General features: G+C 62.4%; 13 protein-coding genes. 3 read left to right on the forward strand and 10 right to left on the reverse strand.

Annotated elements, in window-relative coordinates; all coding sequences use genetic code 11:
* Positions 1 to 160: 160 nt before the first annotated feature.
* On the reverse strand, positions 161 to 1,666 hold the full coding sequence (locus QD172_RS01225) for a fumarate hydratase (RefSeq protein ID WP_279854630.1): 1,506 nt from the start codon (positions 1,664 to 1,666) through the stop codon (positions 161 to 163).
* A 376-nt stretch (positions 1,667 to 2,042) separates the two neighbouring features.
* Between QD172_RS01225 and QD172_RS01230 the strand changes: the two genes are divergently transcribed.
* On the forward strand, positions 2,043 to 2,891 hold the full coding sequence (locus tag QD172_RS01230) for an N-acetylmuramoyl-L-alanine amidase (protein WP_279854631.1): 849 nt from the start codon (positions 2,043 to 2,045) through the stop codon (positions 2,889 to 2,891).
* Positions 2,892 to 3,098: 207 nt separating this feature from the next.
* Positions 3,099 to 3,455: a hypothetical protein gene (locus tag QD172_RS01235; RefSeq protein ID WP_176494016.1), complete on the forward strand. Its 357-nt coding sequence runs from the start codon at positions 3,099 to 3,101 to the stop codon at positions 3,453 to 3,455.
* Between the two features lie 154 nt (positions 3,456 to 3,609).
* On the opposite strand, the gene QD172_RS01240 is transcribed toward QD172_RS01235, so the two are convergent.
* The 8 genes from QD172_RS01240 to QD172_RS01275 all read right to left on the reverse strand — a co-directional run bounded on the left by QD172_RS01240 (position 3,610) and on the right by QD172_RS01275 (position 12,244).
* Positions 3,610 to 4,311, reverse strand: a complete 702-nt coding sequence (locus QD172_RS01240; protein ID WP_136939419.1) for an ABC transporter ATP-binding protein — start codon at positions 4,309 to 4,311, stop codon at positions 3,610 to 3,612.
* A 74-nt stretch (positions 4,312 to 4,385) separates the two neighbouring features.
* Entirely contained in the window at positions 4,386 to 5,141 is a 756-nt protein-coding gene (gene livG / locus QD172_RS01245; RefSeq protein WP_279854884.1) for a high-affinity branched-chain amino acid ABC transporter ATP-binding protein LivG, read from the reverse strand.
* An 82-nt stretch (positions 5,142 to 5,223) separates the two neighbouring features.
* Entirely contained in the window at positions 5,224 to 6,549 is a 1,326-nt protein-coding gene (livM, locus tag QD172_RS01250) for a high-affinity branched-chain amino acid ABC transporter permease LivM (RefSeq protein WP_279854632.1), read from the reverse strand.
* Positions 6,549 to 7,469, reverse strand: a complete 921-nt coding sequence (gene livH, locus QD172_RS01255; RefSeq protein WP_279854633.1) for a high-affinity branched-chain amino acid ABC transporter permease LivH — start codon at positions 7,467 to 7,469, stop codon at positions 6,549 to 6,551. The genes livM and livH overlap by 1 nt, the downstream gene beginning before the upstream one ends.
* 230 nt (positions 7,470 to 7,699) lie before the next feature.
* Positions 7,700 to 8,803, reverse strand: coding sequence for a branched-chain amino acid ABC transporter substrate-binding protein (locus QD172_RS01260; RefSeq protein WP_084208548.1), 1,104 nt, complete (start codon positions 8,801 to 8,803; stop codon positions 7,700 to 7,702).
* 650 nt (positions 8,804 to 9,453) lie between these two features.
* The gene (gene uvrB, locus QD172_RS01265; protein ID WP_077375901.1) at positions 9,454 to 11,481 is read right to left on the reverse strand and encodes an excinuclease ABC subunit UvrB; all 2,028 of its coding nucleotides are present in this window, start codon (positions 11,479 to 11,481) and stop codon (positions 9,454 to 9,456) included.
* Between the two features lie 74 nt (positions 11,482 to 11,555).
* Positions 11,556 to 11,990, reverse strand: coding sequence for an OsmC family protein (locus QD172_RS01270; protein ID WP_077375898.1), 435 nt, complete (start codon positions 11,988 to 11,990; stop codon positions 11,556 to 11,558).
* Between the two features lie 62 nt (positions 11,991 to 12,052).
* The gene (locus tag QD172_RS01275) at positions 12,053 to 12,244 is read right to left on the reverse strand and encodes a hypothetical protein (protein ID WP_077375895.1); all 192 of its coding nucleotides are present in this window, start codon (positions 12,242 to 12,244) and stop codon (positions 12,053 to 12,055) included.
* Positions 12,245 to 12,516: 272 nt separating this feature from the next.
* On the opposite strand from QD172_RS01275, the gene QD172_RS01280 reads away from it, so the two are divergent.
* A complete protein-coding gene (locus QD172_RS01280) occupies positions 12,517 to 13,590 on the forward strand; it encodes a folate-binding protein (protein WP_279854634.1) in 1,074 nt (357 codons plus the stop codon).
* A gap of 256 nt (positions 13,591 to 13,846) precedes the next feature.
* Here QD172_RS01280 and QD172_RS01285 read toward each other — a convergent pair whose 3' ends face one another.
* Positions 13,847 to 16,603 (reverse strand): EAL domain-containing protein, encoded by a 2,757-nt coding sequence (locus QD172_RS01285; protein ID WP_279854635.1) that lies wholly within the window; start codon positions 16,601 to 16,603, stop codon positions 13,847 to 13,849.
* Between the last annotated feature and the right edge of the window lie 108 nt (positions 16,604 to 16,711).

Below are 16,711 nucleotides of genomic sequence, written 5' to 3' on the forward strand. Positions count from 1 at the left end.
TGCAGGCGTCAGGGTCGCCAGATTATGCCACAGCTGCGCTGGCAACGATGCCTCGGCGTGGCAGAGTCCAGATGCGCAGAACCCCGCCGATGTCATGACACGGGCGGGGTTCCTGGCTCATGTCCTCACGGACATGACGTGCACATCACGCAGACGGCCTTCAGGCGCGGCTGGCGATGATTTCCTTCCACTTGGCCGGGCCGGTCTGGTGCACGGAGACACCTGCACTATCGACCGCCACGGTGACCGGCATGTCCTCGACCTCGAATTCGTAGATCGCTTCCATCCCCAGGTCTTCAAACGCCAGCACGCGGGACTTCTTGATCGCCTGGGCGACAAGGTAGGCGGCGCCGCCGACCGCCATCAGGTAGCTGGACTTGTTGTCACGGATGGCGTCGATCGCGGTCGGGCCTCGCTCGGCCTTGCCGACCATGCCCAACAGGCCGGTCTCTTCCAGCAGCGTACGCGTGAACTTGTCCATGCGGGTCGCGGTGGTCGGGCCAGCCGGTCCGACGACTTCGTCACGGATCGGATCGACCGGGCCGACGTAGTAGATGAAGCGACCTTTCAGATCCACCGGCAGCTGCTCACCACGTGCCAGCATCTCGGTCATGCGCTTGTGGGCCGCATCACGCCCGGTCAGTAGCTTGCCGTTGAGCAGCAGGGTGTCGCCCGGCTGCCAGCTCTGTACTTCCTCGGGCGTCACGGTGTCGAGGTTGACGCGCTTGACGCTGTCGCCCGCTTCACGGGTGATTTCCGGCCAGTCCTCGAGCTTCGGTGCCGGCAGTTCTGCCGCGCCGCTGCCATCCAGGGTGAAATGCACGTGACGGGTCGCCGCGCAGTTCGGGATGATCGCCACCGGCTTGTTGGCCGCGTGGGTCGGGTAATCCATGACCTTGATGTCGAGCACGGTGGTCAGACCGCCGAGGCCCTGTGCGCCGACACCCGTCGCGTTGACCTTCTCGAACAGTTCGAGACGGATCTCTTCGGCACGGTTGGAGGCACCACGCTTCTGTAGTTCCTGGATATCGATCGGCTCGAGCAGGGATTCCTTGGCCAGCTGCATCGCCTTCTCGGCGGTACCGCCGATGCCGATACCCAGCATGCCGGGCGGACACCAGCCAGCGCCCATCTTCGGAATCTGTTCCAGCACCCAGTCGACCACGGAGTCGGACGGGTTGAGCATCGCGAACTTGGACTTGGCTTCGCTGCCGCCGCCCTTGGCCGCGACGTGGATCTCGACGGTATCCCCCGGCACCAGCTTGTGGTGGATGATGGCCGGCGTATTGTCCTTGGTGTTGGCACGCTTGCCGTCCGGGTCTGCCAGCACGGAGGCGCGCAGCACGTTGTCCGGCAGCAGATAGGCGCGGCGGACGCCTTCGTTGACCATGTCATCCAGGCTCATCTCGGCCTCGAAGCGCACGTTCATGCCGACATGGACGAAGACGGTGACGATACCGGTGTCCTGACAGATGGGACGATGACCCAGGGCACACATCCGGGAGTTGATCAGAATCTGCGCGATGGCATCCTTGGCGGCCGGATTCTCCTCACGCTCGTACGCCGCGCTCATGGCGTCGATGAAGTCCTTCGGATGGTAGTAGGAGATGTACTGCAGCGCGTCGGCGACGCTCTGGATCAGGTCATCCTGGCGGATCACGGTCATCAGGATCGGCTCCTCAAGGGCAAGCGATGGAAAAGACAGGCACACTGGCGCCCAGGGCGTCAGGCCGATTACTGTTGTCAGGGACAGAAATCGCGCCACCATGGGGCGGGCGCCGGGTCAGGTGGCCGGGATTATACCTCAAGCGAGCACGCGGCGGCAGAGCGAATCCTGCAACCCGCATGTCAGGACATCCCAGCTCATCCAGCGCAAATGACGGGCGTGGAGACTGCCATCATGCCCCGCACGATGACCCCCGATTCACTGCCACCTCTTCACTGCCACTTCCCCTCGCGAGCGACTCATGACATCAGGCTTCAACGCGTTTCGCCCTCTCACCTGCTTGACGATAGCCTCGCTGACGCTGCTGTCGGGCTGCATGCAGCATTCCCGGTCGGACACTGACGAGGCCTCGGGAAGTTATCAGCGGATGGAGGCCAGCACCGAGAGTCAAAGCAATTCTCGCGTGCGCCACCTGGTACTGCATTACACCGATGATGATCTCACAGGCTCTCTGATCAGCCTTACCGGCGCTGACGTCAGCGCGCATTACCTGCTCTCGACACCTGCAGATGGCGAAGCGCTTCCCCGTGTCTACCCGCTGGTATCAGAGAACCGCCGCGCCTGGCACGCCGGCATCAGCCAGTGGGGTGAACGCGGCCACCTCAACGACACCTCCATCGGCATCGAGATGGTCAATGCCGGGCCCGAAGCGCTCACGCCCCTGGCACCCGGGCAGACGGAGACCCGAGCTTCCGGCGTGGCAAGGCGCTGGTCCCCTGATCGCCACTTCGCGGCCTGGAACGATCAGCAGATCGCGGCCTTGATCGCGCTGGCCTCCCCCATTGTGCGCCGCCATGACATCAAGGCGGTGGATGTCGTCGGACATTCCGACATCGCCCCGGACCGCAAGACCGACCCGGGCCCGCGCTTCCCCTGGCGCCGTCTGCATGAAGCCGGCATCGGGGCCTGGCCACGGGATGCCGACGTCAGCTGCTTTCGACGACAGATGGCCAGCGATGGACTGCCCGCGGAGAAGACCTTGATCGCGGCGCTCGCCCACTATGGTTATCCAGTGGAGGCCGAGCGGCCCTGGATGGCGATCGCCGCGTTTCAGGCGCACTTTCGCCCCGGGGCCATCAGTGGCCAGTTTAATGCGGAAAGCGCCGCGATCCTGCTGGCCCTCAACACGCGCTATCGCCAATCGACGCCCTGTCAGGCCCGGTGAACTGGGGAATTTTCGTCATCCAATCGTCATTCATCTGTCACATTGCTGCCGCAGCATCGACACTTCCCTGACACTTGGAGCGGTGTTGCATGGCACTATGCCAACGGCCGTCTACTCTGGGTACAGACATGACCAGAGAGGGTCATGGGTCCACACGCTTGCGACTGGCGAGGAGACGCCGGAACCCCCATCACGATGAGGTTCATCATGGCCGATAACATTCTCAGTGCAGTACCCGATACGGCAGACGACATGCCAACCACCCCTCTCCCCGGAGCGCTCGGGTTCGTCGTCTGTGATGACAAGCGCATCTATGGGGCAGGCATGAGCGAGGAAGACTGTCTCGACAATGCCCTTGAATGCCTGTGCGGCTTCTGTGAGCGCAGCGCGCTCAAGAAGATGCTGGAACTGTGTCAATCCGGTGTGCGCTATCCGCTGCGCCAGCTTCCGGCCAGCCAGGCCTGCGTCAGCAATTGCCAGGTCTCCGGCCCTACCGATCATTATCGTATCCATGACGGCGTCGCCTATGCTCCGGAAGAATTCGTGACACCTCTCTCGGCGTAAGCCATTCACGCCACTTTTACCCGCCCCCTGGCTCGCACCCTGCATCGCGTCCTCAAGAAAGCGCCCCTGCCACCGAGGGTTCAGTGACAGGGGCGCGTTCTGTTGCATTGCCTTCCTCCGGTGAGACGCGACAGCGAATCACGTGCCAGACCTCTCAGCCGCCAAGATAGGCGCGGCGGACCTCGTCATTGGCCAGCAGCGCCTTGCCGCTGTCCGCCAGCACCACTCGACCATGCTCCAGCACATAGCCACGATCGGCGATCGACAGGGCACGATGGGCGTTCTGCTCTACCAGGAAGATGGTGGTGCCCTGCTCGCGCAGCTGCTCGACGATCTCGAAGATCTGCCCGATCACGATGGGCGCCAGCCCCAGCGATGGCTCATCGAGCAACAACAGCCGCGGCCGACTCATCAAGGCACGCCCGATGGCCAGCATCTGCTGCTCGCCACCGGACATGGTGCCGCCGCGCTGCTGGAAGCGCTCCTTGAGGCGCGGGAAGAGCCCCAGCACATGCTCGATGCTGCGTTCGTTCTCCTCCTTGCTCTGGTAATAGCCGCCCATGGCAAGATTCTCCTCCACCGTCATGCCGGTGAAGATGCGGCGACCTTCCGGCACCACCGACAGCCCACCACGCATCACGCGCGCCGTGGGTGTGCCGGTGATCTCCTCGCCCTCGAACCACACCCGCCCGCTGGTCGGACGCGGATCGCCACAGATCGACATCAAAAGCGTCGTCTTGCCGGCGCCGTTGGCACCGATCAACGTCACGATCTCGCCCTGCCCCACGGCCAGCGAGACATCATTGAGTGCCTGCACCGGCCCGTAATGTGTCGTCAGATGCTCGAGCGCCAGCATGGCATCCCGCGGCGCAAGTGCCTCGCTGGCAGGCACAGTCTCTGGCATGACTGCATCAACATGCTCACTCATGCTCATTCCTCCCCCAGATAGGCCTTGATCACGGCATCGTTGCGTCGAATGTCATCCGGGCAGCCATCCGCCAGCGGCTGACCCTGATTGACCACGTAGATGTGATCCGAGATGCCCATCACCAGACTCATGTCATGCTCGATCAACAGCACCGAGATGCCCTCATCGCGGGTCAGGCTGACGATCAGGTCATCGAGATCCCGGGTCTCGTTGGGGTTGAGGCCAGCCGCTGGCTCATCCAGCATCAGCAGCCGTGGCCTGGCCACCATGCATCGCGCGATCTCGAGTCGCCGCTGCTGCCCATAGGCCAGATTGCCGGCCTCGCGATCGGCGAATTCGAGCAGACCGACTCGCTCCAGCCAGTCACCGGCATGCTGCATCAGCGCCTTTTCACTGCGGCGATAGCCCGGCGTCCTGAACAGGCCCTTGAGAAGATTGCGCTCGGCGTGCATGTGCTGCGCCACCAGCAGGTTCTCGATGACCGTCATCTCCTTGAACAGCCGCACGTTCTGGAAGGTGCGTACCATGCCAGCTTGGGCGATCCGGTACCCCGGCAGGCGATGCATGGCGCGATTCTGGAAATACACCTCGCCGCCGGTGGGCTGATAGAAGCCGGAGATACAATTGAAGACGGTTGTCTTGCCCGCACCATTCGGCCCGATGACCGATACCACCTCGCCCGGATGTACCTGAAGCGTCACGCCGTCCACGGCCTTGAGGCCACCGAACTGCATGGTGAGATCACGTACGTCCAGCAGCGGTGCCCCGCCCTCGGCGCGTGCCCGGCGGTGTGAGGAAACAGCTGGCGCCTCATTGTCGAATGCTTGCTTGTCATGTGCGTCAGCCACGGTCGAGCTCCATCTGCGGTCGTTTGAGCGGCACCAGGCCTTGAGGACGCCACACCATCATCAGCACCATCATCAGCCCGAACAGCAACATGCGATATTCATTGAACTCACGGGCCAGCTCCGGCAACAGCGTCATGGCGATCGCCGCCAGGATGACGCCTAGCTGCGAGCCCATCCCGCCCAGCACCACGATGGCGAGAATGATCGCCGACTCGATGAAGGTGAAGGACTCGGGACTGATGAAGCCCTGACGAGCGGCGAAGAAGGCACCGGCGAAGCCCGCGAAACTCGCCCCGATCGTGAAGGCCGAGAGCTTGATGCCGGTGGGATTCATGCCCAGTGAACGGCAGGCGATGTCATCCTCGCGCAGCGCCTCCCACGCCCGCCCGATGGGCATGCGCAACAGCCGATAGATCACGAACAGCGTGATCAGCACCAGGATCAAGGCCAGCAGGTACAGATAGATCACCTTGAAGGCCGGGTCGTAGTCGATGCCGAAGAACTCATGGAAGGCGATGTTGCCCTCATCGGCTCGCCGCGAGAACTCGAGATTGAAGAAGGTCGGCTTGGGTATGCGCGCGAGGCCATTCGGGCCGCCGGTCAGCTCCGTCCAGTTGTTGAGCAGGATACGGATGATCTCGCCGAAGCCCAGCGTCACGATGGCCAGGTAGTCACCCCGCAGCCGCAGCACGGGGAAGCCGAGCAGATAGCCGAACAGCGCCGTCATCAACCCCGCGATGGGCAGCGCTTCCCAGAAGCTGAAGCCCAGGTAGCTATTGAGCAGTGCGTAGGTATAGGCGCCGACGGCATAGAAGCCCACGTAACCGAGATCCAGCAGTCCCGCGAGACCCACCACCACGTTGAGCCCCAGGCCCAGCATGATGTAGATCAGCGTCAGGGTCGCGAGATCCACCGCCGAGCGGTTGGACAGAAACGGGAAGATCAGCAGCGCACCGATGGCCAACATGATCCACAGCTGACGCTTCTGACCGCTCATCACGTCGGGGACGCGGAAACGTGATGGCTTGCGGGTACGCGCACGCCATTCCTCGATCTGTGGCCGCACCAGCTGGTGCAGGAAGACGGCCAGTGACGCGGCCAGCAACCAGCCCCAGGTGTCCATGCCCATCAAGCGTACCGTGGTGGTGATACCGGTGGACTCGAGCTGCACCCCCAGTACCGAGCCACCCAGCACGAGAGTCAACACGGCGGCCGCAAGTGCCGACCACCAGGGACGACGATAGGAAGGCTGTGGCGGAATCGTCTCGGCGGGCGAGGTGCCCGCTGTCTTCAGAGTCTGTTTCGCAAGCTTGGGCATCAGATCTTCTCCACTTCGGGCTTGCCGAGAATCCCGGAGGGACGGAACAGCAAAATCAGGATCAGCAGTCCGAAGGCCACCACGTCCTTGTATTCCGTGGACAGATAGCCGCCGGTCAGCGCCTCCGCGACGCCCAGCAGCAGGCCACCCAGCATCGCGCCGGGGATACTGCCGATACCGCCCAGCACCGCCGCCGTGAACGCCTTGAGCCCGGCCAGGAAGCCGATGTAGGGGTTGACCACGCCGTAGTACATGCCGAGCAGCAGTCCCGCCACGGCGGCAAGCGCCGCCCCGATCACGAAGGTCATCGAGATGATCATGTCAGTATTGATGCCCAGCAGACTCGCCATGCCGGCATCCTGGGAGCAGGCACGACAGGCACGCCCCAGGCGCGAGCGCGAGATGAACGATGACAGCAGCAGCATGCACACCAGCGTGACGCTGAAGATGATCACCTGCATGTAGGACAGATTGACCGCGAAGCTTTCCAGCCCGAACTCCCAGCCGCCCGGAATCAGGCTGGAGATCGCCATGTCCCGCGAGCCCTGGGCCAGACGCATGTAATTCTGCAGGAAGATTGACATGCCGATCGCCGAGATCAGCGCGATCAGACGCTTGGAGCCTCGCACCGGGCGATAGGCCACCCGCTCCACGGCGAAACCGTAGGCACAGGACACCAGCACCGCCACCAGCAAGGCGGCCGCCATCAGAAAGAAGGGGTTGGCGATGCCCAGCATGCCCAGCGCCGCGATGACGATGAAGGTCACGTAGGTGCCGATCATGTAGATCTCGCCGTGGGCGAAATTGATCATGCCGATGATGCCGTAGACCATCGTGTAGCCGATGGCGATCAAGGCATAGGTACTGCCGATGGTCAGGCCATTGATGACCTGCTGCAGGAAGTAGAGGATGTCTTCCATTGAAACGACCCTTGGCCGCGACAGTAATCGGCTTGTGGCCGGAGACTGTCAGGGAAATGCCGCATGCGCGACGACGACGGGAAGGCACGGCGATGTTGCATCGCCATGAACTCGACCGAACGGAGAGGCCCGCCATGCCACGCGGCATGACGGGACAGCGTGTCGGCATTGATCCGCCGGGCCTCATGACAGGTCACGAGACCGCAGCGAGTGCTGATATCAGCCGCTGATCAATGTGCCGCTTCGCTCTTGGTACCGTCGGCGTGCCAGTTGTAGACGACGAAGTTGAAGTCCTTCAGATCGCCCTTCTCATCGTATTCGACCTTGCCGATGGGCGTGTCGAAGCTGTTGGCCTTGAGATATTCCGCGACATCATAGGGGTCGGTGGAGTCGGCGCCCTTGATGCCATCGGCGATCAGCTCCACTGCGGTGTAGGCGGGCATGACGAACGGACCGGAAGGGTCCTGCTCCTTGTCCTTGAAGGCCGCGACCAGATCCGCGTTCTTCGGGTCATTCTCGAAGGCCGGCGGCAGTGTCACGTACAGACCTTCCGAGGCCTGGCCGGCAATCTTGGAAATGTCCGGATTCCCGACCCCTTCCGGCCCCATGAAGGGCGCGTCAAAGCCCAGCTCACGCGACTGACGCAGCAAGAGGCCCAGTTCCGGGTGATAGCCGCCGTAGTAGACGAAGTCGACGTTCTCCTTCTTGAGCTTGGAGATCAGTGCCGAGAAATCCTTGTCACCCGCCGTGATGCCCTCGAACAGCACCACATCGATACCCGCTTCCTCGACGGTATCGCGCACGCCGGTGGCGATACCCTCCCCGTACTGCTGCTTGTCGTGGATCACGGCCATGTGCTTGGGCTTGATCGTCTCGGCGATATAGCGCCCCGCAACCGGCCCCTGCAGCGAGTCCAGGCCGATGGTGCGGAAGACCAGCTCATAGCCCTGCTCGGTGATGGTCGGACTGGTGGACGCCGCCGTGATCATCATCACGCCTTCCTCGGCGTAGATGTCCGAGGCCGGTTGCGTCGCGCTGGAGCACAGGTGGCCGATCACGTACTGGACGCCGTCATTGACGATCTGGTTGGCGACCGCCACCGCCTGCTTGGGATCACAGGCGTCGTCGTATTTGACGCCCTTGAGCATCTCGCCGTCGACGCCGCCGGCGGCATTGATCCGCTCGATGGCCATCTCGGCACCGATGAACTGCATGTCACCGTACTGGGCGACCGGCCCCGTGACCGGGCCTGCCATGGCGATGGTGATATCTGCCTGAGCCTGGGTGGACATCGCCGCGGCGATACCGAGAGCGAGAAGAGACCTGCGCATCATGATGAGAATTCCTGTTCCCGATTATTGTTGTACTACGGCCGGGCAGACCTGACGGGTGCCTTGCGGCAGCATTGCGCCGCCCGAAAAGGACTGGCGACAATCGCTGTCATTCGCTGACCTTGTCCGCCGCCGCCAGCCATCAGGCAGGCGACTCGCGACGCCAGGAATGCCTTGAAAGCATTATTGGCAGCAGCGAATACGCATGTAAAGCGACCGTTTGAGCGCTCATGAATGCAGGCCAAGGCCCTACCAATAGCGAAAAAGACTGCGCTTTCCATTCTGGCCAGACAATCGTTGGCATTGACGATGAAAGCCAGTCATTGGCGTATGTGAAGACGCAGTTGACAGGAATTCCCTCTTCACTTGCACCATCAGGTCGCATTGCTGCACCCACCCCGGCTACGCCCAAGGTTGTAGGAAAAGCAATCCTGCCGCCCTCCCGAGGCAACCGGTTGCCCCTGAGCCATGCACTGAGCTGCAATATGATGATCTGCGACACAATAGACAAGATAACGGGATAACCTGCTGATGGCACCTCCCCGTCAGATACCTGCCAGGCCTGAACGCCACGCGCCCGACGATGGGTGACATCGTCGGGCGCGCAGGGTCATGCCTTTAGCAACGCGAATGCTGGGGGATGGAGAGTAGCGTCAGCCCAGCGCGAGCAGGCGGTTGCGCACGTCATTGATCTGATCGCGCAGTCGACCGGCTTCCTCGAATTCGAGATTCTTGGCCGCCGCGAACATGGCATCTTCCAGCCGGCTGATTTCCTTCTCGAGTGCCTGAGGGCCTTGAGCCGCCAGAGCCGCATAGTCCGGCGTCTCTTCCGCCACCTGTCGCTCGTTGCCCTTGCGACGACTGCTCTTGCGTCCCGGTGCCTGGGCACCTTCCATGATATCCGCCACCGATTTGGTGATGGTACGCGGCGTGATGCCGTGCTCTTCATTGAAGGCCATCTGCTTCTCACGGCGGCGCTCCGTCTCGGCTATCGCACGCTGCATGGAATCGGTGATGCGATCGCCATACAGAATGGCCTTGCCGTTGGCGTTGCGTGCCGCACGGCCGATGGTCTGGATCAGGGAGCGCTCGGAGCGCAAAAAGCCCTCCTTGTCGGAATCCAGGATCGCCACCAGCGAGACTTCCGGGATATCAAGGCCCTCACGCAGCAGGTTGATGCCGACCAGCACATCAAACTTGCCAAGGCGCAGATCTCGGATGATCTCGACGCGCTCGACGGTGTCGATATCCGAGTGCAGATAGCGCACCCGAACATCGTGCTCTCCCAGATACTCGGTCAGGTCTTCCGCCATGCGCTTGGTCAGCGTGGTGATCAGAACGCGCTCACCGACCTCGGTGCGCGCCTTGATCTCGGAGAGCACGTCATCGACCTGGGTCGAGGCAGAGCGCACCTCGATGACCGGATCAAGCAGCCCCGTGGGACGGACGACCTGCTCCACCACCTGCCCGGCATGCTCTTCTTCATAGGTACCGGGCGTCGCCGAGACGAAGACGGTCTGCGGCAGGATGCTTTCCCACTCCTCGAATTTCATCGGGCGATTGTCCAGCGCCGACGGCAGACGGAAGCCGTATTCGACCAGCGTCTCCTTGCGTGAACGGTCACCGCGATACATCCCGCCGACCTGAGGCACGCTGACGTGGGACTCGTCGATGAAGACCAGCGCGTCCTTGGGCAGGTAATCGAAGAAGGTCGGCGGCGCATTGCCGGGGTCACGCCCGGACAGATAGCGCGAGTAGTTCTCGATGCCGTTGCAGTAGCCCAGCTCCATCATCATCTCGATGTCGTAGAGGGTACGCTGCTCCAGACGCTGTGCCTCGACCAGCTTGTCGTGCTTGCGCAGGTAATCGAGGCGCTCGACCAGCTCTTCCTTGATGTGATCGACCGCGGCGACGATGGTCTCGCGCGGCGTCACGTAGTGGCTCTTGGGGTAGATGGTCATGCGCGGCACCGACTCGGCCACTTCACCGGTCAGCGGATCGAACAGCCGGATGGAGTCGATCTCGTCATCGAACAGCTCGACACGCACGGCCTGCTCCTCGGAGTCCGCCGGGAAGATGTCGATCACGTCGCCACGCACGCGATAGGTACCGCGCCGGAAATCCATGTCGTTGCGGGTGTACTGCAGCTCCGCCAGGCGCCTGAGAAAGCCGCGTTGGTCGATCTGCTCACCACGATTGAAGTGCAGACGCATCTTCAGGTACTGATCCGGGTCACCCAGGCCGTAGATCGCCGAGACGGAGACCACGATGATCGCATCGCGCCGCTCCAGCAGCGCCTTGGTCGCCGACAGGCGCATCTGCTCGATGTGGTCGTTGATCGAGGCGTCCTTCTCGATGAAGGTATCCGAGGACGCGACATAGGCTTCGGGCTGGTAATAATCGTAATAGGAGACGAAGTACTCGACGGCGTTGTCAGGGAAGAACGACTTGAACTCGCCATAGAGCTGGGCTGCCAACGTCTTGTTGGGCGCCATCACGATCGCGGGGCGCTGCAGACGCTCCACGATGTTGGCGACGGTGAACGTCTTGCCCGAGCCGGTCACACCCAGAAGCGTCTGATGCGCAAGACCCGCTTCCAGGCCAGTGATCAGCTTCTCGATGGCAGCCGGTTGATCACCGGCTGGCTTGAACTTGGAATTGATGCGAAATGGTTTGCTCATGCGCTCTCAATGGTGGCGGTCATGCCGCTCTTCAACTGACGGTGGCGGCCAGACTTGCGAAAGGACACCGCGCCCTACTCGGGTGATATCTCGCGACTCGTCACACTGACCCGGGTGCTGGTCATCAGTCGATGGATGGGGCAACGCTCGGAAATCTCGAGCAGGCGCTGACGCGTCGCCTCATCGAGTTCCGCACCATCCTCGGCCTGGAAGTGCATGCTGACGCTCAGACGATACTCCGCGTTCTCACCTGCGCGACGCTCATCACTGTCATCACGGTCCACCGTGGTCACGATGGACGCGAGTGGCAGCCCCTTGCGCCGCGCATACATCAACACGGTGATCGACTTGCAGGCACCCAGCGAGAGATCAAAGTAGTCGTGCGGGTCCGGCGCACTGTCCTCGCCACCCACCACGGTGGGCACATCCACCAGCAGTTCCTCGAAGCTCGCGACCTGAACCCGATGGACGAAGCTGCCAGCCTTGCGGGTAATCACCTCGATGCTCATGCACTACCTCCTTGTCGTGGACTCTCGCGAGACGCATCCAAGCCTGCTGGCGAGCAGAGCGCTCACTTCACCTTGTAACCCGCCTTCTCGACGGTCTTGACCACGGCGTCATACCGCACCTGCCCTTCGACCTCGGCAAAGCCACGCCCGACCTCGGCCTCCTTGACCCCGTCCATCATCATCAAGGCAGTGGTGACCTTGTTGACATCCTTGACGCTCTCGACACCGATCAATGTAAGGGAAAAGCTGGCCATCTCGTGATTCCTGTCTCGCTGGATAAAAAGGATCGCAGGCGCGATCAAACCGCCAAGAATACCACGTTTGACGAGGGCTCCCCCATGCATGCCAGCGAGTCGCCTCAGGCTTTCATGCCAGTGGATGCCCCCGAAAGATGCCGTGTTGCCCTGCCGGGGGCTGACAGCTGACCACTGCCGCGTGACAATGCCTGCATCGAATGTACCGCTGGCAATTCTCAGGCATTGAACCGCCTGCGGCGGACCCCTCCTTTGCGACAGGATAGCGCGACATGACTGACTTCAAGACCCTGATGCAAGCCCACGGCTTTCACGCGACACAGGAGGGCAAGCTTGCCCCCGAGTCGCCGCTTGCCCCCGAGACCGATGGCGCCGGGAGTCTCACGCCCCTCTCCTGCTTCGAGGTACTCGCGGTCAATGGCGCGGATGGTGAGCGCTTTCTCCAGGGACAGACCTCGCAGCAGCTTGCGCTGGTGGATGGCTCACTCGCTCCGCTGACCGCCTTCTGCACTCCCAAGGGGCGGATTCTGGCGATGGCCCAGCTGATGCGTCTCAGCGAGGATTGCCTGTGGCTGCTGATGCCGACGGGCACGGCGGAGCCCCTGCGCGCACACCTTGCCAAGTTCGCGCCCTTCTACAAGGTGAGTCTCGAGGTCCGGGAGGATAGCGTGGTCGTGGGGCTCACGGGAGAGCCCGCCCTGACCCGGGCGGCCGAGCAACTGGCCGACGCTGCCTCCTCACAGCACACCGCGCTTGGCCCGCATGATTTTGCCATGCTGGCAACCCCGGATGCCGTGCTTGCCTGCCAGCCGGGGGCAGAGATGGCACGAGGCGTACTGGTCGGCTCTGATGCGCAGGTGACCCGACTCAGCCGTGCACTGCTCGATGGCGGCATCAACATCGGTGACGAGAATCACTGGGCACGCGAGGACATTCGTGCCGGCCTGCAGTGGGTGGACTCGGAGCAGACGGATGCCTGGCTGCCGCAGATGCTCAACCTGGAAGCGCTGGCGGCCATCAGCTTCAAGAAGGGGTGCTATACCGGTCAGGAAGTCGTGGCCCGCGCCCACTTCCGTGGTCAGGTCAAGAAGCGCCTGCAGCGCCTGACGGCGGAGCCGGTCACTCCTCTGCCGCAGCCGGGCGGCAAGGTGGTCTCGCCAGAAGGCAAGGCCATGGGTGAGATCCTGCGGGTCGCCAACAATGCCGATGGCAGCCTGGAAGTGCTGGCGGTGGTGAGCCTGCGCGATGAGGAAGTCCCCCTGATCCTCGAGACTGGGGAGCCCTTGCACCGCGCCCCGCTGCCCTATCCGCTGGAGCGACGTGACCCGGAACAGCTCAAGGCGTGAACTTGAAGGCGTGAACTTGAAGACATGAGCTTGAAGACATGAGCTTGAAGACATGAGCACCAGGCAGCGCTGCCAGCCGTGACACGGACGCCACGGCTGGCTTGGATAGCCGCCTGCGGCGTCATGACAGACAGGCCCCGGCGAAGCGATTCGTCGGGGCCTGTCTGTCTCAATACCTGGCTGTATCAGAGGCTGACCTTGGCAGCATCCGGCTGAGTCAAGGCCTGGGCATCTCGAAGCGGGAGAGCCGAGACCGCTAGCCCAATTCGCCAGTGACGCTGGCCGGCAACCATTGCTTGCCGGCCTTGAGATGCTGGATCAGTTGCTCGGACGGCAGGGGACGCGAGTAGAGATAGCCCTGATGAAGATGACAGCCGCGTGCCAGAAGCGCCGTGCGTTGCTCAGGGGTCTCGATACCCTCCGCCACCACGGCCAGATGGAAGGCCTCCCCCAGTCCCAGCATCGCATCAATCATCGCCCGCCCCTTGTCGGTATCCATCGCGACCACGAATTGCCGATCAATCTTCACCTTGTCGAACGGCAGTTGCTGCAATTGCGACAGGGACGAGTACCCGGTCCCGAAATCATCAAGTGCCAGGGCGACACCCTGTGAGCGAATGCGCTGGAAGAGGATGGCCAGACTCTGGATATCTTCCGGCAGCTGACTCTCCACCAGCTCGATGGTCAGTTGGCGACACAGCTCAGGCCGTTGGAACAGCCTCTTGAGATCCGCCAGAAATCGCTCGTCCATCATGTGTCTGACCGTGACATTGACGCTGAGATGCAGCGCATGACCGGCGTCATGCACACGGATCAGGGTGGCAATGCTCTCCTTGATGACCCAGCGCCCCAGGGCCACATCTAGGTTGGCGGATTCGATGATTGGCATGAAGTCGCCGGAGCCCAGCAGACCATGCTCCGGATGCTGCCAACGCACCAGCGCCTCGGAAAGCACGAGGGATCCATCCCGTCCATCGACGATCGGCTGCAGATGAAGCCGCAGCTGGTCCTGCTGCAATCCCTCGACGAATTCCGCTTCGAGCTGCTTGAGACGCCTGACTTCTCGTTCGGCCTCTTCATCGAAGAAGTGCCACTCGCGATTGAGCTGAAGCGTGTCGTGCAATGCGCGCTCACAGCGATAGACCAGCGCATCCATCTGCTCACCATCCTCGGGAAAGCGACTGATGCCGAGGCTGGGCAGCAGATAGATATCCTCGCCGTTGAGCGACACCTTGTGACGTACCGCCACCAGAAGCATATCCAGCCAGCCGCAGATGCCGCCCCGCGCGGCCTCGAGCAGCCGTCGTGGCACCATGATCAAGAGACGATCCGTCTCCAGACGTGCGACATGGCCTGATGTGCCCAGCAAGGGGTCCAGTCGACGTTGCAGCAACTCCAGCTGGCGATTGCCCGCCTCCGGCCCCGCATGCTCATAGAGCTCCTGCAGCCCGCCGATACGCAATGCCATCAGCACGAAACCATCAAGCCCCGAGACACGACCCAACTGATCGATACGCAGCTTGATCAAGCGCAGCATGCCTTCACGACTCAATAGCCCGGTGTCGGTATCCGTCTCGCGCTCCTGCAGCACCTGCTGCTGGAGCAGCAAGCGCTCCTGCTCCAGTCCACGAATGATCAAGGCATTCAGGGTTCTGTCCAGCACCGGCATCATCAGGCTTTCCTCCAGCGCCTGACCACGACTGGCGACCAGCAGCAGCTCGCTGCGACCGGGATGCGGCGAGACGGAATAGCCCAGCAGCTGGGTCGCCCCGAGACGCTGGCACAGCAGTTGGGCACTCTCCTCGGTGGACGCGTCCACATTCGTGGCACGATTGGCCACGATCCGCCCGGCCGGCAATCGCCACAGAGGGTCACGCCGCAACGAGACACTACTCAACCATTCCCGTTCATCACGACTCTCGACGATCAGGTAACCTGCGTTGGGGTTGCCCACCTCGCGCCGATAGATGATGACTTCTGCTCCCGTCATCTCTCGTACCCGACGCAGATAGCCGGACAAGGTAGCCAAGGCGTGCTGGGGATTGTGCGCTTCATGCGGCAATGCCAGAAACCGCTCGTTCAGGGCAAGATGCTGCTCAAGCTGAGCTTCACGCTGCAGGCCCTGCGCTGCCCAATCTCGACGACGGCGCTGATCGCGCCACAGCATGCCGCCTGTCGCGATACTCGCCAACACGATGACCAGACTCAAGGCCCCCAAGGGCGCTCCCAATTGCCTGAGCATCGCGGTGACGTCATCTGCATCCTGCCAGCAGGCCATGGCAGCATGCTCATCGAAGCGCTTCATGGCCGGCAGGTCGCTACAGACGAGAGCGGCTTCCCCGCTCATCTGGCGTGACTGACTGACGACTTCGAGTCTTTCCACTCCCAGGGAAGCGGATGATTCGCTGAGCAACTCCGGGCGCATGGGGACCCCGAACACCAGCATGCCCTGCTCTTCCCGTGAAGGAAGCGCGTCTTCATCCGCATAGAGCCCATGCACGCCCACCAGCCAGGCCCGCCCGTTCAGCACCATCCAGGCGATGACGGATCGCGTCGGGGTCTGGCGAGCCTTCTCGATCAAGGGGGCCATGGCGCGGCGCCACGCAAGCGGCTGAGCCCCCTGCCAATCATCGGACTCAAGCCCCGGACGTCGCTCCTGCCAGACAGCGGCCTTGCCATTTCCTCTGATGGCCCCGACGAGATGGATCCCCGTATTGATCGAGAACTCGGGCCCGTACATGTAGTCCAGCCACTCAGGGTTCGGGGCAGGCAAACGCAGGAACTCCTCGGTGGCCTCTTGCCAATCGCCATGCTCGCGCAACTGACCTTCTAGGGCTCGCTGGCTGGCCTGGGCCCACATGGTGATGCGCTGACGCGCCGCGTCCTGCTCTCCTGCTCTCAGTTGCTGTATCTGACTGATGCCCAGCCAGGCGGTGGCAAGAACAGAGGCAATCAGCAGAAGCGGTATCAGCCACAGACGATGGCGGGGCTCCCGGGGCGGGCCTTGCCTCAAGGAGGCGCGTACGGACTTGTCAGAATCCGATCGCGGATGAGCAGACGTTCTACGAGGCATTGAGTTACCGATGATGACGCGATCTCCTGAATCCCGTGGCACAGTGCT

This window comes from Cobetia sp. 10Alg 146 (assembly GCF_029846385.1).
Classification (GTDB): Bacteria; Pseudomonadota; Gammaproteobacteria; order Pseudomonadales; family Halomonadaceae; genus Cobetia; species Cobetia marina.

Bases quoted from the DNA above. Each gene is read 5' to 3' on its own strand.
- QD172_RS01225 (WP_279854630.1), bottom strand. From the start codon at position 1,666: ATGACCGTGATCCGCCAGGATGACCTGATCCAGAGCGTCGCCGACGCG.
- QD172_RS01230 (WP_279854631.1), top strand. From the start codon at position 2,043: ATGCAGCATTCCCGGTCGGACACTGACGAGGCCTCGGGAAGTTATCAG.
- QD172_RS01235 (WP_176494016.1), top strand. From the start codon at position 3,099: ATGGCCGATAACATTCTCAGTGCAGTACCCGATACGGCAGACGACATG.
- QD172_RS01240 (WP_136939419.1), bottom strand. From the start codon at position 4,311: ATGCTGGCGCTCGAGCATCTGACGACACATTACGGGCCGGTGCAGGCA.
- livM (WP_279854632.1), bottom strand. From the start codon at position 6,549: ATGCCCAAGCTTGCGAAACAGACTCTGAAGACAGCGGGCACCTCGCCC.
- livH (WP_279854633.1), bottom strand. From the start codon at position 7,469: ATGGAAGACATCCTCTACTTCCTGCAGCAGGTCATCAATGGCCTGACC.
- QD172_RS01260 (WP_084208548.1), bottom strand. From the start codon at position 8,803: ATGATGCGCAGGTCTCTTCTCGCTCTCGGTATCGCCGCGGCGATGTCC.
- uvrB (WP_077375901.1), bottom strand. From the start codon at position 11,481: ATGAGCAAACCATTTCGCATCAATTCCAAGTTCAAGCCAGCCGGTGAT.
- QD172_RS01270 (WP_077375898.1), bottom strand. From the start codon at position 11,990: ATGAGCATCGAGGTGATTACCCGCAAGGCTGGCAGCTTCGTCCATCGG.
- QD172_RS01275 (WP_077375895.1), bottom strand. From the start codon at position 12,244: ATGGCCAGCTTTTCCCTTACATTGATCGGTGTCGAGAGCGTCAAGGAT.
- QD172_RS01280 (WP_279854634.1), top strand. From the start codon at position 12,517: ATGACTGACTTCAAGACCCTGATGCAAGCCCACGGCTTTCACGCGACA.